The sequence below is a fragment of the Nostoc foliaceum FACHB-393 genome (genome assembly GCF_014698505.1).
Lineage (GTDB): Bacteria > Cyanobacteriota > Cyanobacteriia > Cyanobacteriales > Nostocaceae > Nostoc > Nostoc foliaceum_A.
Window position 1 is genome coordinate 1 of record NZ_JACJTD010000058.1, and the last position, 23031, is coordinate 23031.

A 23031-nucleotide genomic window follows, 5' to 3' on the forward strand; every position below is an offset into this window, starting at 1 on the left:
AGCGGTCAAATGCTTGGATGGAAAGATGCAAAATCCTCGTCAAGAACTTTGAGAGAACTTTAGCGAATGCGACTGCCAAGGTTAATCTTTGTTTTATTCGGTTGATGGTTAAGAGGCTTGCTGCACCCTCTTAGATGTCAAATGGGTTCTATAGCATTTCAGCATCTACTCGCAAGTCGTCAAATTCCAGTGCATTATGGCGTGGAGGATTTTGAACAAGATATAGAAAACTTGCGGGCGATGGGTAGACTGTGATCATTGTCAGTGATACTTCGCCCATTAATAACCTCGCCGCCATTAACCATCTTCATTTACTACAACAGCTTTACGGAACAGTCCTAATTCCTGAAGCTGTCTACCGAGAACTGACTGATCCCAACTTTCCAGTTGCAGGTGCAACTGAAGTACAAACTTTTATTTGGATTCAAACTCGTCCAGTTCAAGATCGTATACTGGTTGAAGCACTCAGCAATGAACTGGATATTGGTGAAGCTGAAGCGATCGCTCTAGCAGTGGAAATGAAAACAGATCAAGTGTTGATTGATGAACGTCGTGGTCGCATGGTTGCAACTAGCCTAAATCTTAGTTACCAGGAATTTTAGGGATCTTGGTTGAAGCTAAAAGTCAAAGGCTAATTTCTGCCGTGAAACCTCTGTTAGATGCTCTAATTAATCAAGCAGGATTCTGGGTGGCTGAACCTTTATACAAGAGGGTTTTGCAGCTTGTTGATGAAGATGACACTATTTAATATGCTCTAGCCTAGACCAAAGGTGGTATGGCTTTTATAACTACCATCACGCGTAGGCGTAGCCAGCCGTAGGCATCGCTTTAAGGTATATTTGGATTTTTGATGCTATTTCGCGTGAAAATTTGCTCAAGCCTAAATCACTCAGCAAGAATTTCTGGTGAAAAAACTGATTTGGTTGGGGAAGAAACCAGGATAATGAAGCATAATTAACCTTTATAGCTAAAAGCTGTCAGCCATCAGCCACAAGCTGAGATGGTAAAGTTTGAAGGCTTGTGATTCAACTTAAGTAATTGACTATGAGTACAGCAAATATTTCGCCAGCTATCCGCATAGGAGTACTAGGTTTCGGCGGACTCGGACAAGCCGCCGCCAAGGTACTTGCTGCTAAACAGGAAATGATTTTAGTCGCAGCCGCAGATCAAAAAGGTTACGCTTACGCTGCTGAAGGTTTAAATACTCAAGAATGCATTGCAACCTACCAGTCCCAAGGTTCGGTAGGTCATTTAGAGCCAGTTGGTACGTTAACAAATCAAAGTATTCAGGATGTAATTGAAATAGCTCAACCTGTGGATGGGTACTTTCTGGCTTTACCCAACTTGCCAAATGACTTTATTCCCTCTGTAGCCAAGGAGTTTATTAAATCTGGTTGGCGTGGGGTGCTAGTGGATGCCATTAAGCGCACCACTGCTGTAGAACAACTACTGGCGATGAAAGAAGAACTGCAAGCGGCCGGAATTACCTACATGACAGGATGTGGTGCAACACCCGGATTGTTAACAGCCGCCGCCGCTTTAGCCGCCCAAAGCTACGCCGAAATTCATCAAGTCGAAATTACCTTTGGGGTAGGAATTGCTAACTGGGAAGCTTACCGCGCCACCGTTCGGGAAGACATTGGTCATATGCCTGGTTACACAGTGGAAACTGCTAGGGCGATGACTGATGCGGAAGTAGAAGCGCTATTAGATAAAACTAATGGTGTACTTACTTTGACGAATATGGAACACGCTGATGATGTGATGCTAGAGGTAGCGGGAATTTGCGATCGCGATCGCGTTACTGTTGGTGGTGTAGTCGATACTCGCAATCCCAAAAAACCCCTCAGCACCAACGTTAAGGTAACAGGGCGTACCTTTGAAGGTAAGATTTCCACCCATACCTTTACTCTGGGAGATGAAACCAGTATGGCAGCCAATGTCTGCGGCCCTGCTTTTGGCTATCTCAAAGCTGGTAGACAATTGCACCAACGCGGCATTTATGGAATATTCACTGCTGCCGAAATTATGCCGCAATTTGTTAGGTAATAGTTAGGAGTTGGGAGTTAGGAGTTAGGAGTTAGGAGTTAAAAATATAAAATCGCAAAATTGGAGTCTCTGAATATGCTCCAAACTTCCGATTTTAAACTCCAAACTCCTGAGTGTTAACTTCTAAGTTTTTCTAAGCTGGTGGCAGTTCTGGAGATAAAATATCTGTCAAATTTTCCTCAAGCAACGAATCTGGTGTTTGTATAATAAATGGAAGTTCAGCTCCCACAAGTCCTTGCTGGATGCGTTCTAAAGTATCGTTAAAAACGACAAACAGAGGATATATTGTATTAGCTCCCTCACTCAAAATATGACTGTGGCGGAGAGGCATCAACCACTCATAATCATTGTCTAGACAAACTTGGGTTTGTCGCCAACGTCCTAACAAATCAGAAAAGTCTTCGTGAGCACGGTGAATAAAGACTAAAATTTCTTCTCCTGTCTTGATTTTCCACTCTGGATCGCACATCAAAATTGCCACATCACAGGGTAAGCAAATCGTTTGTGGGGCTGTTGTAGCAGTGTTGCGAAGACGGACAATTGGCAAGGGAATAGTGATGACACTTTCATCTGGACGGCGCAGACTGGGAATCATCTCTAAGTATGGCCGATATTGCTTTAGTAAGGCGATCGCAGCTAGGTGATTGCTGTACTCTGCCAAACTCGCTTCGTAGTGAGATTTTTGCACAGTCATAGTTTATTAAATAGTTAGGAGTTAGGAGTTAGGAGTTAGGAGGTAAAAATAAAATTTATAAGTTAGGAGTGAAGAATGAAGATGATAAATAGAGAGTTTAAACTTCTAACTTATAACTCCTAACTCCTAACTATTAATCCCCTATCCCAGCTTTTCAAACACCGCAAACATAGGCAGATACATCGCTAACAAAATGGTTCCAACCATTCCCCCTAGAACTACAATCATTACCGGTTCCAAAATACTGGTCATTGCTTTTACTGCTTGCTCGACTTCATCTTCATAGAAATCGGCAACTTTCATCAACATTGCATCTAATTCTCCAGTTTCTTCTCCGATACTAATCATCTGAATTGCCATAGCCGGAAAAACGCTATCTTTTTGTAAAGCAATGCTAATCATACCTCCTTGTTGAATTTCCATGCGGGCTGCGTCTATGGCATTGGCAATTACTTGGTTTCCTGATGTATCTCGGACAATTTCCAGGCAAGTTAAAATTGGTACACCTGAACGAGTCAAAGAACCAAAAGTCCTGCTAAAGCGGGCAACCGAAGATTTTTGAATTAAGTCACCAAATAATGGCATCTTTAGGGAAAAACGATCAATTGTGATGCGACCAACAGGAGTTTTACCATATTGTGTAAAGGCAACTTTCAGTGCTACAAGAACACCGATAAGTACGAAAACCTTCGGACTTCTCAAAAATTGGCTAGCATCCATCAAGAATTGCGTTAAAGCTGGTAATTCAGTTCCAATTTCTGTAAAAATCTTCGCAAAAATAGGAATAAGAAAAATGGTCATACCGAGGAAGATAGCAACTGCTATAAAACCCACAACCACTGGATAAGACAATGCTGATTTAATTTGGTTTTGTAAGCGGGCAACATCTTCTAACAACTTGGCTAAACGATTTAATACTTCGTCTAGAACACCACCAACTTCGCCTGCTTGAATCATACTCACATATAATCCATCAAAGCAGTCAGGATGCTTCCGCATTGACTCTGAAAGATTCATTCCGCTTTGAACATCACTGCTAATGTCCACAAGAGCTTGTTTCAGTTTAGGATTACTACACTGTTCAGAAAGTACCCCCAGACTTCTAACGATCGCAACTCCTGCATTCATCAAAACGGCAAATTGACGGGAAAAAACGGCTTTGTCTTTCACAGAAACCTTAACTAAGGAAGTCTGGAATTTTTTTAAGTCAAAATTTGCCTGAAATCCTTGAAATTGTTTGAGTTCTTGAACTACAAAACCTTGATCTCTGAGATTAGTACGAGCTTGCGTCAAGGATTCAGCAGTAATTTTTTCTGTTCGGGATTTTCCTTGAGAATCCCTAACACGGGCAACGTAGGTTGGCATAAATCAATTCAAAATTCAAAATTCAAAATTTAAAATAATCAAGGGTTTTCCACCCTCTTCATTTCTCCTATTCCCAATTCCTTTAATGCGCTCTGGCAGCCGCACCGGGTTTCGCACCTGCGGCAGCTGCTTGCGGTGTAGAAGTACCGATGAGGCGTTGGATTTCATCTGGCTTAGAAGTCTTAGACATCGCCGCTTCAAAGGAAATCGTTCCTGCTTTGTAAAAATCGGCTAAAACCTTCTCCAGAGTTTGCATCCCTAATTTGCCGCCAGTTTGAATAGCTGAGTAAATTTGAGATGTTTTGCCTTCTCGAATCAAGTTAGAAATAGCAGGAGTAACAATCAGAATTTCTTGAGCCATCACCCGACCATACTCACCGGGTTTAGGGTTTTTCTTGGACACCAAGGTTTGGCTAAATACTGCCACTAACGAGTTAGATAATTGCACCCGGACTTGGGTTTGTCTTTCATGGGGGAAAACGTCGATAATCCGGTCAACTGTCTGTGCCGCGGAACTGGTGTGGAGAGTACCAAATACCAAGTGGCCTGTTTCGGCTGCGGAAATTGCCAAAGAAATCGTTTCCAAATCGCGCATTTCTCCCACCAGAACAATGTCTGGATCTTCTCGCAAAGCTGCTTTCAAAGCATTAGCAAAGCTCTTAGTATCTTCACCCAGTTGCCGTTGGTGAACCAAGCTTTTAATTGGTTCGTAGACAAATTCAATTGGGTCTTCCACCGTTAAAATATGCTCTGCTTTAGTGCGGTTAATCAAGTCGATCATTGCCGCTAAGGTAGTTGTCTTGCCGGAACCTGTAGGGCCTGTTACCAGAATTAATCCTCTGGGCTTATCTGTCATTTCCCGCACCACATCTGGCAAACCTAATTTTTCAAAGTTAGGAATCTTAGAACTTAATGCCCGTAAGCAAGCAGCATAAGAACCACGTTCTTTATAGACATTGACCCGGAAGCGAGCTAAACCTTTAACACCATAAGAACAATCCAACTCCCAGTTTTGCTCTAAAGTTTTACGCTGGGTGTTGTTGAGCATACTAAAAATCAGCCTTTGACATTGATCAGCTGTCAATACATGCTCACCTATCGGGGTGAGTTTGCCACTGATGCGGAAGTAAGGAGGCAAACCTGCGGATAAATGCATATCCGAGCCACCCATTTCAATCAACTGTTCCATCAGGTCTTCAATCATCATTTCCATAGTTCTACTTCCTTTTAATGTTTGTTATTTGTCCTTTGTCAGTTGTCATTTGTTTAAAGTTACTAACCAATGACTAATGACTATTACTCTTAAAACCGGGATGTCATACAGTAGGGACAATCCAGCCATTCTTGTTTCAATGTGGCATCACAAATCCGGCAAGTAAGACCAGTCTTGCGTTTGGCTTTTAACTCGGCTTCCAAACCAGTATCAGTAAACGTCACTCGTTCTACTTCTTCTAAAGTGGTGGAACCTTGGCGCACTAAGTCCAAGCTGTAAGCCAGCAAGGTTTTCATGCCCTCTTCTATTGCCACTTCCTTGATACGTTCCGTGGGTGCATCTTCGTTAATGAGAGTTTGCAGGTTTTCGGTGACTCGCATGACTTCATAAACACCACAACGCCCTTTGTAGCCGATGCCATTACATTTTGAGCAAAGCTGATTTTTGGTTTTGGCTTCCGCGATCGCATCTAATGTCAAGGTGTTAGCCTTATAGAAGGTGACTCCAACATCTGAGGAAGCTGATAGACCATAACGAGCCAATTCCTCGGTTGTGGGAGTGTAGGGAACACGACATTCAGAACATACACGCCGCACCAAACGTTGAGCTAGAACGCCAATTAGGGAACTTGAAACCATGAAAGGCTCAATCCCCATTTCTCCCAAACGAGCGATCGCACCTGGGGCATCATTGGTGTGTAAGGTAGTTAATACTAAGTGACCTGTCAAGGCAGCTTCAATTGCTGTTTTTGCTGTTTCCTTATCCCGCGTTTCACCCACCAGCAGCACATCTGGATCTTGCCGCAAGAAAGCCCGCAAAGCGGTAGCAAAATCCAGCCCTTTTTCCCGAATCACCTGTACTTGAGTAATCCCTGGAAGACTGTACTCAATTGGGTCTTCTACAGTACTGATATTAATTCCAGGATCATTCTTTTCTGAGAGTGCAGAATACAGCGAGGTTGTTTTCCCAGAACCAGTTGGCCCAGTTACCAAAATTAGACCAAAAGGACGGCTAACCATATCCTTGACAATATCTAAAGTCTCTGGATCGGTAATTAACTTATCTAATCCCAGTTGGGTGGAGGAGTTATCCAAAATCCGTAGCACCACCTTTTCCCCGTAGCGACTGGGTAAGGTATTCACCCGGAAGTCCACCTTACGTCCCTCAAACATCCGCCGGATACGTCCATCTTGGGGTAGACGGCGTTCAGCAATGTCTAGATTGGAGATGATTTTAAATCGGGCTGTCACCGCCGGGATGATTTTTTTCGGTAGGGGATCAAAAGCTTCACGCAGTACGCCATCTTTCCGAAAGCGAATGCGTAAGTTTTCTTCTTGCGGTTCGATATGAATGTCAGAAACGCCCTCATGCAAGGCTTTAGCCAGGATTCTGTTAACTAGGTTGATGACTGGGGCATCCTCTGCACCTTTCATCGCTGCCCCTAAATCAGCCTCCATTTCTTCAGGAGCATCCGAAATATCGAGATTTCCGAGGTTTTCTAAATCCTGATTAATATCTGTAAACTTTTCTTGTTCCAGGTGCTTTTGCCGAACAGCCATTTCATCCAGATATTGGTTGATTAGCTGCTGGTAGTCTTCCTGTGTAATGACCATGCGCTGCAACGCCAAGCCTTGGGGGCGCAAGATGCGGTTCAGGTCATCGGAAGCCTCTAGATTATCTGGAGCAACCATCGCCACTAAAACTGAGGGCGGGGTTTGGTCTTCGTGTTTCGATAATGGTACTAAACGATGGCGACGACAGATATCCACTGGGATGAGGGTTTCAATCAGGTTCCCCATCATCGTGCTGCCAAAGGAATTGACTTCCGGATCAAGGAATTCAACACCGTATAGTATTTTAAGTTCAAATAGCTGCTGTTTTTTGTATTGCCTGAGCAACTCAGGTGATAGTTGTTGCCCAGTGATTGACTCTAGTACTTCCGTTAAGGGTCTGCCAGATTTGCGGCTTTCAATTAGTGCCTGCCTCATCTGTTCGGTATTGACATAGCCAGATTGCACTAGCTTGTTGCCGAAGGGCGAAAACTCTGTTCTGGTAGTTAGAGCGGTACTGCGCCGTTGTGGTGACGAGTAAGTCATAAATGAGCAATTGATTTGGGGAAACCTCTGCTTAAAGTATTCCCAGGCTGTGAGACAGAATTCTCATTTCCTAAAAAAGTCCTGAGTCACGTCGCTTTGCTCCGAATTTAAAATGACGCTCTCTAGGAGACGCTACGCGTAGCGTCTCCTAGAGAAGCCTCTCGTTCCATTAGCGTGTCCCCTTGGGAGAAAAGAAGGCTTTACGCTGCGCTAACAAAATTCAAAATATTTTCAAATAAAATGAGGGGCGAGTCACATTCAGCACTACTATTGCAAATTACTCGTTCGGGTTACCGCCTTAGTAGAGTCTGGGCTAACGTGTTCACCATTTGTCACAATAAGATGACGGTTACATCACTTCCAGGAACTTATCGGCAAAAAAATCAGCCTCAGTGGCACGTCGTGGATGACGACGGTTGCAAGCTGTGGAGATACACTGCCATAAAAAGCATCTGGAATGAGTGGACAATGATGGATGAAAATAAACAGATAAACAATACAAGCCAGCAATTGGGTGAACCAACAGAGGTAAATCAAGCAATGAAGAGTGACTCCCCAGCCCAAACTAATTTCAATGAATCTGGTAGCGAGGTTACAGAGCAAGTGGCAGCCCAAACTAATGTATCGGGAGATACGGCTACTCTCAATCAAGAAAATGGCGTCGCTGCAACTGAAGTGGAAACGACAGCTTTGGCAGAACTGACTCAACAAATCGAGTCTCTCAAAACGCAACTAGAAGAGCGTAGTACGCAATATATGCGGATTGCCGCTGATTTTGAGAATTATCGGAAACGTACTAGCAAAGAAAAAGAAGAGCTAGAGACACAAATCAAGCGGAATACCATTCTGGAATTGCTGCCAGTAGTCGATAATTTTGAGCGGGCGCGATCGCACCTCAAACCTCAATCTGATGGCGAAATGACCATGCACAAAAGTTACCAAGGCGTTTACAAACAATTAGTAGATAGCCTGAAGCGCTTGGGTGTATCACCAATGCGTCCTGAAGGCCAAGAATTTGATCCTAACCTGCACGAAGCAGTAATGCGCGAACCTACGGATGAACATCCTGAAGGAACAGTGTTAGAAGAGTTAGTGCGCGGATACTTCTTGGGCGAACGCGTGCTACGCCATGCAATGGTCAAAGTAGCTGCTCCTAAGGAAGATACCCCTGCTGCACCAGAAGATCAGTCGAGTTCAGCCAACAGTTAAGCTGTAGTCGCTCGCCTCACTGACCTAAAGTGCCTGGGTTCTAGCAAGGACGAGCATCGCGTACCTAAAACTTGGACAAGGCTTTGGATAACTCTCTGTGCTTAACTTCTCTTTTGCTACCGGCAACAGGGATTCCACAGACGTTATCCGCTAGCCTTGGTTCAAAGCAAAAAAGTTAGTCCGCGACATATTACAGCATAAAGAATCAGTAAAAATACTGGCAAGTATGGGAAAAGTTATTGGGATCGACTTAGGCACTACTAACAGTTGCGTCGCAGTCTTGGAGGGCGGTCAACCACTGGTGATCTCCAATTCTGAAGGTGGACGAACTACTCCAAGTATTGTGGGATTTGGGAAGAGTGGCGATCGCTTGGTTGGTCAATTGGCAAAGCGCCAAGCCGTAACCAATGCCGAAAACACAATTTACAGTATTAAACGATTCATCGGGCGGCGTTGGGATGACACTGACATAGAACGCGATCGCGTTCCCTATAACTGTGTCAAAGGTCGAGATGATACCGTTGATGTCCAAATTCGCTCAAAAAACTACACGCCACAAGAACTATCCGCCATGATCCTGCAAAAGCTGAAGCAGGATGCGGAAAACTTTTTGGGTGAGGAGGTCACTCAGGCAGTGATCACCGTACCAGCATATTTTACAGATGCCCAAAGACAAGCAACTAAAGATGCTGGCACAATTGCTGGACTAGAAGTCCTGCGAATTATCAATGAACCAACAGCTGCGGCTTTAGCTTTCGGATTGGAAAAGCAAGACCAAGAGCAGCTAATTTTAGTATTTGACTTGGGAGGCGGTACCTTCGACGTATCGATCTTGCAACTTGGAGATGGCGTTTTTGAAGTTAAGGCGACTTGTGGCAACAACCACTTGGGTGGAGACGACTTTGATAATGCGATCGTGCGTTGGATGATGGAACGTTTCCAGCAACAAGAAAAAATCGACCTTTCCCAAGATAAGATGGCACTGCAACGCCTGCGGGAAGCAGCGGAAAAGGCAAAAATTGAACTCTCCAGCATGGTGAATACCTCCATCAACTTACCGTTTATCACGGCTGATAATACCGGGCCAAAACATCTGGAGATGGAACTCAGCCGCTCTAAATTTGAAGAACTGGCAGGGAAATTAATTGAAGGTACCATCGAACCAATGATCCAAGCGCTCAAAGATGCGGATCTCAAACCACAAGCTATAGATCGGATTATTTTGGTAGGTGGTTCTACCCGTATTCCCGCAGTCCAAAACGCGCTAATTAAGTTTTTCAATGGCAAAGCTCCCGATCGCTCTATCAACCCTGACGAAGCGGTAGCATTGGGAGCGGCTATCCAAGCAGGGGTGTTGGGTGGCGAAGTAGATAATCTCTTACTTTTGGATGTCACTCCTTTGTCTTTGGGAATTGAAACTTTGGGTGAAGTGTTCACCAAAATTATTGAACGCAACACCACAATTCCTACAAGTAGGTCACAAATTTTTTCCACAGCAGTTGATGGGCAAACCTCAGTAGAAATTCACATCCTCCAAGGTGAACGGGCAATGTCACGAGATAACAAGAGTCTGGGTAAGTTTTTGCTAGCAGGAATACCCCCGTCGCCCCGTGGTGTGCCGCAAATCGAAGTATCCTTTGAAATCGATGTCAACGGCATCCTGAAGGTTTCTGCCCAAGACAAAGGTACAGGTCGAGAACAGAGTATCAGAATTACCAATACAGGTGGTTTGAGTACCAACGAAGTCGAACGGATGCGCCAAGAGGCCGAACTGTTTTCCGAAGAAGATAGAAGACGTAAAGAACTGGTTGAACTCAAAAACCAAGCAGATAATTTGTTGTTCAGTTACGAATCCACCATCAAGGATAATAGCAACTTTATCGGCGACCAGATGAAAACCTTGGCTAGTGAAAAAGTTTCACAACTCCAAGCTGCAATGATTGACTCTAGCATCTCCACAGTAGAATTTAAGCAGCGCTTAGACGACTTCCAACAAACCCTGTTTGCAATTGGTGCTGATGTCTATAATCGAGCTAACAGCCAAACAGATGAGATTGAAGAGGCTTCAGGTAGTCACTTTACCCCAGAAGTAGACTCACCAATGAACGGTACACTAATACCACAATTCAACTTTGATTTCGACGAAGAAAGTACTGCCCAGGTTGATTATGAGGCGATAGATTAGGGATTGGGCATGGGGTATGGGTTATGGGGCTTATTAGTCATTAGTTATTTCTTCCCCGTCTCCCCTGCTCCCCCACCTCCTTCATCTTCCCCACTCCCCAAAGTTGCAGATTTTTGTTAAAAGAATTTAATCTATCTAAAATATATTAATTATAAATTTAGCGAAGTTTCACAAGACCCCAGCGGTTTGCTAGATTGTAGAAGCAAATTACAGTGGGCTAGGCAGTGTGCCAGTTCAGATGCACTTCCATTGCATATGGGTGGTTTTCCACACCTAATGGTGCGGCTAGCCCCTCTGGTTAATGGGCGGGGTTTTCCTCTCCTACGTAGCACAATTGTAAAAGAGATAGCCGACTCGGCAGTGAGAAGTCTGAGCATAGGCTTCCTCTGCTCATAAATTCTGTGGCTTTTGTCGTCTCCCACGAGGAAAGCACATGTTGCTCAAGATTTGTCGGTGATTTTTGTAAAGGGTAAAGGGTAAAATCAATTATTAACAAAAATTAATTTTATCTTCTGCCTGACCTCCGGCAAGCCACCCTCTGAAGGACACTGCATTGCTCTTCTAGAGCTGTAGGCAAAACCGCCTTCCTGTAGGGTAGCAAGTGACCGCGAGTGACGTTCTACTGCCTTCTGCTTTCTTCCTTCTAACTTTTACCTTTGCTATATGGCCCGCGACTATTATGAAATCCTGGGTGTCTCTCGTGACACCGACAAAGAAGAAATCAAACAAGCCTATCGCCGTTTAGCCCGGAAGTTTCACCCAGACGTGAACAAAGAACCCGGTGCGGAGGATCGCTTTAAAGAAATTAACCGTGCTTATGAGGTACTCTCAGAGCCAGAAACCCGCGCTCGTTACGATCGCTTTGGTCCAGAGGGTGTATCAGGTGCTGCTGGACCAGGCTTCCAAGATGTCGGCGATATGGGCGGCTTTGCCGATATATTTGAAAGCATTTTTAGTGGCTTTGCTGGCGGTATGGGTAGTCCCACGCAACAAAGACGGCGTAGTGGGCCTGCCAGGGGCGATGACCTACGGCTAGACCTAAAGTTAGACTTTCGGGAAGCGGTATTTGGCGGCGAAAAAGAAATTCGCATTTCCCATCTAGAAAATTGTGAAGTCTGTAGCGGTTCTGGTGCTAAACCTGGAACCCGCCCCCGGACTTGTTCTACTTGTAGCGGATCGGGTCAAGTCCGCCGTGTCACTAGAACACCCTTTGGCAGTTTCACCCAAGTCTCAACTTGTCCCACTTGTAATGGGACAGGGATGGTAATTGAAGATAAGTGTGATGCCTGTGATGGTAAGGGCGCAAATCAAGTTACAAAGAAACTCAAAATTACCATTCCGGCTGGGGTGGATAATGGCACACGCTTGCGGATTTCTAGTGAAGGAGATGCCGGTCAACGCAGTGGCCCTCCTGGAGATTTATACGTTTACTTGTTCGTAAATGAGGACGAGGAATTCCAACGGGATGGCATTAATATTCTCTCTGAAATCAAACTTAGCTATCTGCAAGCGATTTTAGGTTGTCGGTTAGAGGTAGATACGGTAGATGGGCCAGTGGAACTAATCATTCCGGCTGGAACCCAGCCCAATACGGTGATGAAGTTAGAAAATCGCGGTGTACCCCGTTTGGGTAATCCCGTTAGTAGAGGGGATCATATGCTGACAGTATTAATTGATATTCCCACCAAGGTCACCCCTGAGGAGAGGGAACTGTTGGAGAAGCTGGCTAAAATTAAGGGAGATCGCACTGGTAAAGGCGGTCTAGAAGGATTCTTGGGAAATTTATTTAAGTAATGAAGCCCTCTTCTCTTTTAACTCCCGATGCTCAACTTGATTTACGCGGCACCCCTTGCCCAATTAATTTTGTGCGGACAAAACTACGTCTGGAGAAAATGCCATTGGGAGGTTTGCTAGAAGTCTGGCTAGACCCTGGTGAGCCGATTGAGCAGGTTCCCGATAGTCTGACAATGGCAGGTTATCAGGTGGAACAAATTACAGACTGTAGTAGTTATTTTTCTCTGATAGTACGCCGTCCAGTTACTGGCCAATGACAGGGGAAAATTTTGCCACAACTGGACAGTTATTGGGTACGGTGCTAGCCGTGCAAGCTAATTTTTACCGAGTACAGCTGGATGAAAAGGATGAGGAGATGAGGGAGATAAGGGAGATGAGGGAGCAAGATCCTCCTCATCTTCCCCATCCCCCTCATCCCCTCCTGCTGCTCTGTACTCGCCGAACACGCCTGAAAAAAATTGGGCAACAGGTGATGGTAGGCGATCGCGTTGTGGTAGAAGAGCCAGATTGGGCTGGGGGACGGGGAGCGATCGCTGATGTCTTACCCCGTCACAGCGAATTAGATCGTCCGGCGATCGCTAATGTCAACCAAATCCTATTGGTATTTGCCGTTGCCGATCCGCCTTTGGAACCTTATCAACTGAGTCGGTTTCTGATTAAGGCTGAGTCTACTGGCTTAGATGTACTTTTATGTTTGAATAAAAGTGATTTAATTTCACCGCAGGAACAGCAGCAAGTTAGCGATCGCTTGCTTGGTTGGGGCTATAAACCGATATTCATCAGCGTCAAAGATGGTATAAATACTGATCAAGCAGCCAGATATTTGAGCAATAAAGTTACTGTAATTGCTGGGCCTTCCGGCGTGGGCAAATCCAGCCTGATTAATACGCTGATTGACTCTCTTCAGCTGCGAGTGGGAGAAGTTTCTGGCAAACTGGCTCGTGGTCGTCATACCACTCGCCATATAGAATTATTTGAGTTGCCTAACGGTGGTTTGCTGGCAGACACTCCCGGCTTTAACCAGCCAGACATGGATTGTAACCCAGAAGAATTAATCCATTATTTCCCAGAAGCAAGAAAGCGGTTAGCCGTTGCTAGCTGTCGGTTTAGTGATTGTCTGCATCGAGATGAGCCTGAGTGCGTGGTGCGGGGAGACTGGGAACGATATGAACATTATTTAGAATTTTTGTCCGATGCGATCGCCCGTCAAACTCAGCTGCACCAACAAGCTGATCCTGAATCTACCATGAAGTTAAAAAGCAAAAGCAAAGGCAAAGGGCAGAGTCAATACGAACCCAAGTTAGAAAGTAAAAAATACCGCCGCATTTCCCGGAAGACTCAATTACAAGACTTGCAGGAATTATATCGAGATGAGGAATAAGGAGTGCGATGTCTACGACTGGCTGCACCTACGCACTGATATGTAAAGGTTTGTCACTATAGCATCGATACAAATATAAAAACTATCTTGTCTGGTAGATTACGCTTTTTTACCCCAGATGAACATCTAGTAATGTTGCTAGCAGAAGCAAATCAACAGTTACAGCAAGGGAAGCAACAACTAGAACAGGAATGCCAACGTGCTGAAAAATTGGCAGAACGCTTACGAGCCATAGGAATTGAAGCTGAGTAAATATTTTAAGTACAGGATTATAGAATAAACAAATAGGCAGGTTTTACAGAGATTCAAAGCTAGTTAACAACACACGGTGGGGACACAACATTATTGTGCGCCTACAAACACTGTATTTAACTCAATTGAAAAGTGCTTTTACGATCCCCATAAGTCTTAAAATATTGTTAATTTCTGCCAAACCTCTCGACCTTCAACTTACAAGTATCACCCCAAAATCACTATGGCTATTGGCTACGTCGCGCTTGTACTCCACGCACATCTGCCCTTCGTTCGTCACCCGGAAAGTGACTACGTGCTGGAGGAAGAATGGCTCTATGAAGCCATCACAGAAACCTACATCCCTTTATTGAAAGTATTTGAAGGCTTAAAGCGAGACGGTATCGACTTTAAAATCACGATGAGTATGACACCACCTCTAGTGTCGATGCTTCGTGATCCTCTGCTGCAAGAACGCTATGATGCGCACTTGACCCAACTAGAAGAACTTATAGAACTAGAAGCAGAACATAATGTCAATAACGGACATCTTCGTTATTTAGCCGAACATTACATTACTGAGTTTAAAGAAGCGCGTCAGATATGGGAACGCAATCAAGGTGACTTGGTGACAGCTTTTAAGCAGTTCCAAGATAGTAACAACCTGGAAATCATCACTTGCGGTGCTACTCACGGCTATTTGCCGTTGATGAAAATGTATCCAGAGGCGGTATGGGCGCAAATTCAGGTAGCTTGCGAACATTACGAGCAAAGCTTTGGACAAGCACCCAGAGGCATTTGGTTGCCTGAATGCGCCTACTATGAAGGTTTAGAGCGGATGCTAGCCGATGCTGGGTTACGCTACTTCCTCACTGATGGGCATGGCATCCTTTATGCCCGTCCCCGTCCGCGCTTTGGCACTTATGCCCCAATTTATACAGAAACTGGTGTTGCTGTCTTTGGACGAGATCATGAATCTTCCCAACAGGTATGGTCTTCTGAGGTGGGCTATCCTGGGGCGGCGGAATATCGGGAATTTTACAAAGATTTGGGCTGGGAAGCAGAATATGAGTACATCAAGCCCTACATTATGCCCAATGGTCAGCGGAAAAACACGGGCATTAAGTATCACAAAATTACTGGGCGTGGCTTAGGACTTTCAGATAAGGCACTCTACGATCCGTATTGGGCTAAGGAAAAGGCTGCGGAACACGCTGCTAACTTTATGTATAACCGAGAGCGGCAATCTGAGCATCTCTATGGTATAATGCAGCGACCGCCAATTATCGTTTCGCCTTATGACGCAGAGTTATTTGGACATTGGTGGTATGAAGGTCCCTGGTTCATCGATTACCTATTCCGCAAGTCATGGTATGACCAAGGAACCTATGCAATGACCCATTTAGCAGACTATTTGCGAGATCAGCCGACACAGCAAGTTTGTCGCCCTTCGCAATCAAGTTGGGGTTTCAAGGGTTTCCACGAGTATTGGTTGAACGAAACGAATGCGTGGGTTTATCCGCATTTGCACAAAGCTGCTGAACGGATGATTGAAATATCGCATTTGGAACCAGAGGATGAATTGCAGTGGAGAGCGCTCAACCAAGCAGCCAGGGAATTGTTGTTAGCACAATCTTCCGACTGGGCATTTATTATGCGGACGGGAACGATGGTACCCTATGCAGTGAGACGGACGCGATCGCATCTGATGCGGTTTAATAAGCTCTATGAAGACGTTAAAATCCGCAAAGTTGACAGTGGTTGGCTGGAAAAAGTCGAGTTAATGGATAATATTTTCCCCGAAATCAACTATCGCGTCTACCGTCCGCTATAGGCTCACACAAAGTAATCAACAGCTGTAAGGTGGGCAATGCCCACCTTATATTAGTAGTAAGGAGTGTTTATTTTTCCAACAACAGAGCGTTTATGAAATTCAGTCCGCTCTAATAGGAATTGCTGATAATGCTGAAAATCTTAGTGACTGGTGCGACTGGAAATGTCGGTCAAGAAGTTCTTCGCTTATTGCTATCCCAGGATTGTAATGTCTGTGCCGCAGTTAGAAATCCGAAGAGCGCTAAACAGATATTAGGTAGCAATATCCAGAGCGTCCCGTTCGATTTTAACAATCCTGACACCTTCGCTCATGCTTTTGAGAAAGTCAATAAACTTTTTTTAGTGCGTCCGCCTGCCCTTGCGAATGTTCGCAAACAAATTGCCCCAGCGCTCGATGCTGCAAAACTTGCAGGCATTGAGCATATCGTGTTTCTTTCAATACTGGGAGCCGAACGCAACCCTTTTGTGCCGCACTCAAAAATTGAACGCTATATCGAACAATTGGGTATTCCTGCCACCTTTTTACGGGGCAGCTTTTTTATGCAAAATCTTAACACCACCCATCTAGAAGACATTAAAACTCGTGGTGAATTGCTGATGCCAGCAGGTAATGGTAAAACAAGTTTTATTGATGTGCGAGATATTGCTGCTGTTGCAGTTCGTACTTTGATTGAAGATGGTCATCAGTCACGAGCCTATGCGCTTACGGGTGCAGAAGCCTTAACCTATTACGAAGTAGCTGACATCTTAACATCGGTTTTAGGTAAAAGGGTACGCTATAATCCCTATGCGCCAAAGTTTGTTCGACAAATGCGCTCATCGGGGTTGCCAATGGACTTTGTTTTAGTAATGGTAGCAATCTACACAACCGCTCGTTTAGGATTGGCGGGCAACATCACATCTGATACAGAGCAATTGCTCAATCGTTCACCGCTGACTATACGGCAGTATGTCGAGGACTATCGACATTTTTGGTTATAAAGCAAGTGGCATAGCGGTTTTTGTCAATCGCTCCAAATTGCAAAAGCCGATGACAGATATATTGGGAGATTTCATGTGAGTATGCCTATCAATATAATCATATATGAATATGCTTCCCGCTCTAATCTCAGCAATTAGATGCTTGGAAAGAGAGTTTTGAATGCTTTAAGATAATTAAAGAGTTTGCAATTAAATGCAAGCCTATTCTCAATAGAGCCGCCGATAGTTTTTGTAAGTTAATCATTTTTAGCTAGGTAGCAATAATGGAAAATACATTAGTTGATAAAACCTTCCGTGACAGCGATGGCAAAATTGTTATAGCTCAGATGCCAAACCTACCGCTTATTGTTTGGATAGTAACTAGTTTACTAACTCTAGTTTTTACAAGTGGCAAAATTAATACAGTGTTAGACGTACTGGCAACTGGCTCCTTGTTTACTTGGGCATGGTTGGAATTATTTCAAGGTGTTAATTATTTTCGGAGAGCGCTAGGTCTTGCTGTATTTATTGGTATTATCGCATTCAAAATTCAGTAGTTATAACTGTTCGCGTATGGGTGAAATTCTTCAGTCATGCCAGTAGATAAGGGACTTCTAAATAAAAAAATATACCATCGCTATAGAGGCAGGGGGCAGGGAGCAGGGGGAGGGATAGTCGTAGTGAAGTCCAGAAATTGGATAATTTAATTTCTGGAAGTCCCTAAGTCAATCACAGAACAATACTACAAATAACCATGAAAATGTCTCTTTGCTCATCTCTAATGATTAGTTCCTAGACCCTATTTTCAAACTAGTTTTGATATTATTTGCCAATTGTAGAGAATAAAGGTTTGCATATACTCCCTTTTGCTCCATCAATTGTGCATGTGTACCTTGTTCGATAATTTGCCCTTGCTCGATGACTAATACCTTGTCTGCGTTAGTTACAGTCGTCAGGCGGTGAGCGATAATAAAGCTGGTGCGACCTTTAATTAAATTAGCGATCGCTTGCTGAACTAAATTCTCTGTTTGGCTGTCAATGTTACTGGTTGCTTCGTCCAAAATCAAGATGCGCGGGTTGACCAAAACCGCACGAGCTATACTGATTAACTGTTGTTGTCCTTTGCTGAGATTCATTCCCCGTTCTCCTAATTGTGTGGCGTAGGCTTCGGGTAAGGTCAAGATAAAGTCATGAATATTTGCAATCTTTGCAGCTGCTTCAATTTCTGCTGTTGTTGCTTGAGGATTGCCAAAGGCAATATTTTCGGCAACGCTACTGCTGAAAATCATAGTATCTTGTGAGACAACACCAATTTGACGACGCAAGCTGGCTTGTGAAACTTTTCGTATATCTATATCATCAATTTTTACTGCACCGTCTGACACATCATAGAAGCGGGAAAGCAGGCTAATTATAGTAGTTTTTCCTGCACCAGTGGCTCCAACTAAAGCGATCGCTTGTCCTGGTTCAGCATTAAAAGATACATTTTCTAAAACCTTTTGTCCAGGCTTATACTCAAAATTTACATGTTCAAATTGAACTTTACCCTGAATTGGTGGCATTGCGATCGCATCTGTGGCATCCTGAAGCTGGACTGGTTCATCCAAAAGTAAAAATATCCTTTCTAATCCGGCTAATCCAGATTGTGCTTGAGTATAGAAGTTACTGATAAGTTGGATGGGTTGAAAAAATTGCTGGACATAAAACAAAAATGCGGTGACTGCTCCCACTGTCATGATATTTTGATAGACGAGAAAGCCGCCATAAGCTAATACAATCCCCCAAGCAAGTGTATTAAATAGGTCTATTGTTGGTAGAAAAGCAGCAGTAATTGCTGTAGCTTGGATATTGGCATTTCGGTTGTTTACATTAAGTGTGCGGAACTCCTGAATGTTGAGTTGTGCGCGGTTAAATGCTTGAACTTCCTGGATATTGCTAAGATTTTCTTCTAGTTTAATCGAAAGTTGAGAAATTGTTTGTCTGGTAATGCGAAACTTGGCTCTAGCTAACCTTGCAAAAAAGGCAGTTGTCAATAGTATGATTGGCATCATTAGGCTAGTAATTAAACCTAATTGTAAGTTTATATAAAGCATGAATATAGCACTTACTAATAAACCAAAGAAGCTACCAATAACTTGTGGTAAGATAGGGCTAAATAATTGATTTAAGGTATTTACATCACTCAGGAGACGACTCATTAAATCACCCGCTTTACTTTGATCGAAAAAGCTGAGGGGTAATGTTTGTAATTTGTTCATAATATCTTGGCGTAATTGTGCGAGTATACGCTGCATAATCACGCCAACTTTGACAATCAAAGTGCGACTTGAGAAAAATCCAATTAAATATACTATTGTTAATACAAATAGCATCCATAAAAGTCCTAATAAATTGCCTTTGACTATCAAATTATCTACTGACCAGCCAGTCAGTAATGGTGCTATGGCTTGGGTAATTGAGCTAATAATAATTAGCCCCAAAATCATAGGGATATCTTTGATATATGGGCGAAAGTATTGACTAAAACGACGTATAACAGGTAATGGTGTATTTACCTTTGATGCTGATTCCAAAATATTATTTCTTCTGTTCATAGATGACATAAGGATAAGAACAAGGTGAAGATAGCAAGAATAGATACAAGTAATATCATGTCCGCGTAAATAACCGTCATTACGACCGTTTTCAGAGAAGGGACGCAATCGCAAAACCTTGTAATTGCTACCCTCTGGGAATGCCAAAGGCGAATATTTCGCAATGACAAATGATAAGTAATTAACTCGACTTCATATCAGCCCCTGACAATAACTAATGTAAAAAATAATGAAATTATTTCGTAGTAAGCGGCTTATTCATATTTTTAGGATGGTATTTTCGATTAACTCTACATAGGAACCTCTGGTGACTAACTGTCCTTGATTAATTATGAAAACTTCGTCAGCACTATTTACTATATTATTAATCCGTTGGCTGAGAAAAATTATAGTACATTCGCGCTGCTGCATTAGTAATTTGAAGAATTCTTGAATTAACGCTCCTGTCTTTGCATCAACAGCAGAAAGACTATCATCTATAATCAAAATTTTGTAATCATTTATCAATATACGAGCGATAGTAATTCTTTGTTTTTGCCCACCTGATAAGCCAATTCCTCGTTCACCAATAATAGTATCGTAACTATCAGGTAAACTAATAATAAAATTGTGAATTTGAGCAAATTTAGCTGCTTCAATCACCTTTGAAAGAGGAGCATCTGGTATTCCATAAGCGATATTCTCGCGGATAGTTCCAGAAAATAAGTTTGCTTCTTGAGAAATAAAACCAATGTGAGAACGTAAGCTAATTAAACTTAAAGAGCGAACATCATATCCATCAACCTTAACTATTCCATTTGTCGCATCATAAAAGCGTGGTATCAATTTAGCAATTGTACTTTTACCTGCTCCCGTCATGCCTAAAATTGCCACTGTTTGACCTGGTTTAATTTCAAATGAAATACTATTTAAGGTATTTTCTTTTGCTTCTGGATAGCGAAAATCAACATTTTCAAACGAAATTTTTCCTTCGCATTTTTTCAAAAAAATTGCATTCGGAGATTCCCTAATTTCAATTTCTGCATCTATTATTTCATAAACTCTAGCTGCTGATGCTGCCGCTTGGGCAACAGATTGAAATGCGAAAGTCGTTTGAAATATTGGTTGGATAATAAATACTAAATAAGAATTGAAAGCGATTAGTTCGCCAATAGAAAAGCTCTGGTTGATTACCTCTAAACCTCCGTAGCCAAAAATGATAACTGCAAGTAAATTGCTAATTAGAAAAATTATCGGAAATGTATCTCGCAACGCATAAATGGTTTTGATACTTGTTGCAATAAACTCTTGGTTAGCAACACCATAGCGGTTTATTTCTGTTTCTTGACGCACAAAAGCTTTGACTGCACGCACACCGAGTAAGTTTTCTTTTAAAATTGCATTTAAATTCTCTAATTGCATCTGCGCCTTAGTAAATAAGGAAGCATTTTTCTGAAAAAATCCGCCTAGTAAAATGAATGAAATTGGGATAATTGCTAATGCTATTAGTGCCAACTTCCAATTCATTAATAGCAAAATTGTCACACTACTTAATAATACGATCGCAGCACCGAAAATTTGCAGCAGGGTGGCACCAATAAAGACGCGGATTTGTTCGATATCATTATTAATGCGGGTGAGCAGTTGTGATGTGGGGGTGCGATCGTGGTAGCTTAAATTTAGATGCTGGGTTTGGCTAAAAAATGTGTTTCGAATGTCATAAGCAATACCTTGAGATACTGTCTCTGCAAAAAAACTTTGTCCAAAATTGAACAATCCCCGAATCAAAGCCACCAAAACCATCAATCCCCCACAAGTCAAAATCACTTTTAAATTGTTTTTGGCAATACCTGCATCAATTCCCCAACGAATAATTTGAGGAGTAGCCATATTAGCAACCGTCATTATTAACAAACTAGCGATCGCAGCTAATACCATTACTGGGTATTTTTGCAACATTGTCAAAATTCGCTTTAGTGCCTTAATAGGCACGTCTGGTTTTTGTTTCATAAGTAATTCCCGTATTGAAAGTAGCTAAAAAAGTGGTTATGAACCGCAACTAAATAAGCAAAACCCTTATTTGGTAATTAAGAAATATTTTCAATTGTTGTTTTAACCGATTGTTCAAATTTTACTTTGCCCATAGTTATGGGAAAATTCCAGTAGGGATGAACAGACATTAATGCTTGATTAGGAACATTTTTTGGTTGAGCTACAGAATTTTGAAAAGTGTTCTCAGGATAGCGAAATCGAACTGATAATGCATATTGAGATTGGCGGGCAACTTTGGGTACAAAAAGGATAAACTCATCATCTTTTGGAGAATCTTTAGGAAGATTGGGGGAAGCTTTGACTAATTCAGGACGTAGTAAAGTTACAATAGTTCGAGCTTCATCATGGGTTGATCTTTTAGGGCTTTGAGAACCTTGTTCTGATATTTCATCGCCAATATTTACTGCATATTCTACAACAGAACCATCGTACTCACTCAACATATCTGGGCGAATTGGTGCGCCTCCCCGAATTGAGTCATCAAAGATAAAGTAGCCGTTGGCTTTATCGCCGTTAAAACTAAATTTATGTAGGGCTGCATGGGCTGGGGAATTATCAATTATTCCTTGAGTGAAAAAGACTGTGATACTCAATATAGATATAATTATTAGTTTCTTCCAGAAGTTCATTATTCTGCCTCCTTTTTATTGATGTTGATTTGAGTTATACTCAGTATTCTTATGAGGCGGAGCCTCGGATATTTCATTACCATGCAGAGCATGGTAACGAGAAAATAAAACCGTGTTGATTTAATCAGATATCTTTTCTATCTTGGTTTGTACGGGCGCTTTAACTATAGCTTTACCTAATGTTTTTGGGAAATCCACTTTTGGAAATACTTCAATTTCAGCATTGAGCGGAACATCTTTTGGGAGTTTTGTCGACCCATTAAATGCTTCTTGAGGATACTTGAAATAGCTAACTAAAGAATAATTAGACTTTGGCTGTCGTTCAAAGCTTCGTACTTGTAAAAGGAAGAGATCAGCAGGCAATAAAACATTATGCTCGTCATCTATGCCATATTGTTTATCATGTTGTGCTCGAATTTTTGCTAGGACTTTATCTTCTTCTCTTGGCAAAAAAACGATGGCATTGCTAACTGTTCCTTGAAATAATCCTTTGTCTCCTAAATCGACTTTGTAATCTCGCCCTCCACCGTAATATTGAGTCATGTAGGGAGATTTTGTTTCACCTTTGGCAGCAGTATCATAAATAAAGTAGCCGTTGGCTTCTTCACCAGTGAAAGTAAATTTGTATGTAGCAGCTTGAGCAGCAGATTTGCTGATTGTTCCTTGAAATAAGAATACTGCGATCGCAATCGCAAATACAACCGATATTTTTCTCCAGAATTTCATAAAAACCTCGCAAATTTGATGAGTATCTGAGAAATGAGGGG

Annotated in this window: 20 protein-coding genes and 1 pseudogene; 13 read left to right on the forward strand and 8 right to left on the reverse strand. The window is 42.6% G+C overall.

Annotation, left to right across the window (positions count from 1 at the left end; genetic code table 11):
• The first annotated feature begins 141 nt into the window (after positions 1–141).
• The 4 genes from H6G92_RS30265 (at position 142) to bioU (ending at position 2049) form a co-directional block, all read left to right on the forward strand.
• Positions 142–255 carry a UPF0175 family protein gene (locus tag H6G92_RS30265; RefSeq protein ID WP_242059363.1) on the forward strand — a complete coding sequence of 38 codons (114 nt, stop codon included), beginning with the start codon at positions 142–144 and terminating at the stop codon, positions 253–255.
• Positions 252–602 carry a hypothetical protein gene (locus tag H6G92_RS39795; RefSeq protein ID WP_242059364.1) on the forward strand — a complete coding sequence of 117 codons (351 nt, stop codon included), beginning with the start codon at positions 252–254 and terminating at the stop codon, positions 600–602. The genes H6G92_RS30265 and H6G92_RS39795 overlap by 4 nt, the downstream gene beginning before the upstream one ends.
• Positions 603–607: 5 nt before the next feature.
• Positions 608–748 (forward strand): DUF3368 domain-containing protein, encoded by a 141-nt coding sequence (locus H6G92_RS39800; RefSeq protein ID WP_242059365.1) that lies wholly within the window; start codon positions 608–610, stop codon positions 746–748.
• Positions 749–1044: 296 nt separating this feature from the next.
• Positions 1045–2049, forward strand: a complete 1005-nt coding sequence (bioU, locus tag H6G92_RS30275; RefSeq protein ID WP_190899386.1) for a (S)-8-amino-7-oxononanoate synthase BioU — start codon at positions 1045–1047, stop codon at positions 2047–2049.
• Positions 2050–2182: 133 nt separating this feature from the next.
• On the opposite strand, the gene H6G92_RS30280 is transcribed toward bioU, so the two are convergent.
• The 4 genes and pseudogenes from H6G92_RS30280 to H6G92_RS30295 all read right to left on the reverse strand — a co-directional run bounded on the left by H6G92_RS30280 (position 2183) and on the right by H6G92_RS30295 (position 7417).
• Positions 2183–2743, reverse strand: coding sequence for a hypothetical protein (locus tag H6G92_RS30280; protein WP_190899388.1), 561 nt, complete (start codon positions 2741–2743; stop codon positions 2183–2185).
• A 141-nt stretch (positions 2744–2884) separates the two neighbouring features.
• The gene (locus H6G92_RS30285; RefSeq protein ID WP_190899390.1) at positions 2885–4108 is read right to left on the reverse strand and encodes a type II secretion system F family protein; all 1224 of its coding nucleotides are present in this window, start codon (positions 4106–4108) and stop codon (positions 2885–2887) included.
• Positions 4109–4190: 82 nt separating this feature from the next.
• A pseudogene (locus H6G92_RS30290) lies at positions 4191–5324 on the reverse strand (type IV pilus twitching motility protein PilT); the annotation flags it as partial.
• A gap of 86 nt (positions 5325–5410) precedes the next feature.
• Complete coding sequence (locus H6G92_RS30295) at positions 5411–7417, reverse strand: GspE/PulE family protein (protein ID WP_190899394.1); 2007 nt, start codon at positions 7415–7417, stop codon at positions 5411–5413.
• A gap of 468 nt (positions 7418–7885) precedes the next feature.
• Between H6G92_RS30295 and grpE the strand changes: the two genes are divergently transcribed.
• The 9 genes from grpE to H6G92_RS30340 all read left to right on the forward strand — a co-directional run bounded on the left by grpE (position 7886) and on the right by H6G92_RS30340 (position 17567).
• Positions 7886–8626: a nucleotide exchange factor GrpE gene (grpE, locus tag H6G92_RS30300; protein WP_190899439.1), complete on the forward strand. Its 741-nt coding sequence runs from the start codon at positions 7886–7888 to the stop codon at positions 8624–8626.
• Between the two features lie 226 nt (positions 8627–8852).
• Complete coding sequence (dnaK, locus tag H6G92_RS30305; RefSeq protein ID WP_190899396.1) at positions 8853–10811, forward strand: molecular chaperone DnaK; 1959 nt, start codon at positions 8853–8855, stop codon at positions 10809–10811.
• Positions 10812–11474: 663 nt separating this feature from the next.
• Positions 11475–12605: a molecular chaperone DnaJ gene (gene dnaJ, locus H6G92_RS30310; RefSeq protein WP_190899398.1), complete on the forward strand. Its 1131-nt coding sequence runs from the start codon at positions 11475–11477 to the stop codon at positions 12603–12605.
• Complete coding sequence (locus tag H6G92_RS30315; RefSeq protein WP_190899400.1) at positions 12605–12862, forward strand: sulfurtransferase TusA family protein; 258 nt, start codon at positions 12605–12607, stop codon at positions 12860–12862. The genes dnaJ and H6G92_RS30315 overlap by 1 nt, the downstream gene beginning before the upstream one ends.
• The gene (gene rsgA / locus H6G92_RS30320; RefSeq protein ID WP_190899402.1) at positions 12859–13986 is read left to right on the forward strand and encodes a small ribosomal subunit biogenesis GTPase RsgA; all 1128 of its coding nucleotides are present in this window, start codon (positions 12859–12861) and stop codon (positions 13984–13986) included. The genes H6G92_RS30315 and rsgA overlap by 4 nt, the downstream gene beginning before the upstream one ends.
• 87 nt (positions 13987–14073) lie before the next feature.
• The gene (locus tag H6G92_RS30325) at positions 14074–14238 is read left to right on the forward strand and encodes a hypothetical protein (RefSeq protein WP_190899404.1); all 165 of its coding nucleotides are present in this window, start codon (positions 14074–14076) and stop codon (positions 14236–14238) included.
• Between the two features lie 223 nt (positions 14239–14461).
• Entirely contained in the window at positions 14462–16051 is a 1590-nt protein-coding gene (locus tag H6G92_RS30330) for a glycoside hydrolase family 57 protein (RefSeq protein ID WP_190899413.1), read from the forward strand.
• A 128-nt stretch (positions 16052–16179) separates the two neighbouring features.
• Complete coding sequence (locus tag H6G92_RS30335; RefSeq protein ID WP_190899415.1) at positions 16180–17031, forward strand: SDR family oxidoreductase; 852 nt, start codon at positions 16180–16182, stop codon at positions 17029–17031.
• Between the two features lie 263 nt (positions 17032–17294).
• Positions 17295–17567 (forward strand): hypothetical protein, encoded by a 273-nt coding sequence (locus H6G92_RS30340; protein WP_190899417.1) that lies wholly within the window; start codon positions 17295–17297, stop codon positions 17565–17567.
• Between the two features lie 228 nt (positions 17568–17795).
• Here the strand turns inward: H6G92_RS30340 and H6G92_RS30345 are convergent, their stop codons facing one another.
• The 4 genes from H6G92_RS30345 to H6G92_RS30360 all read right to left on the reverse strand — a co-directional run bounded on the left by H6G92_RS30345 (position 17796) and on the right by H6G92_RS30360 (position 22990).
• Complete coding sequence (locus H6G92_RS30345; RefSeq protein WP_190899419.1) at positions 17796–19604, reverse strand: ABC transporter ATP-binding protein; 1809 nt, start codon at positions 19602–19604, stop codon at positions 17796–17798.
• A gap of 258 nt (positions 19605–19862) precedes the next feature.
• Complete coding sequence (locus H6G92_RS30350) at positions 19863–21593, reverse strand: ABC transporter ATP-binding protein (RefSeq protein WP_190899420.1); 1731 nt, start codon at positions 21591–21593, stop codon at positions 19863–19865.
• 77 nt (positions 21594–21670) lie between these two features.
• Positions 21671–22264, reverse strand: a complete 594-nt coding sequence (locus H6G92_RS30355) for a hypothetical protein (protein WP_190899423.1) — start codon at positions 22262–22264, stop codon at positions 21671–21673.
• 120 nt (positions 22265–22384) lie between these two features.
• A complete protein-coding gene (locus tag H6G92_RS30360; RefSeq protein ID WP_190899425.1) occupies positions 22385–22990 on the reverse strand; it encodes a hypothetical protein in 606 nt (201 codons plus the stop codon).
• Positions 22991–23031 lie beyond the last annotated feature (41 nt).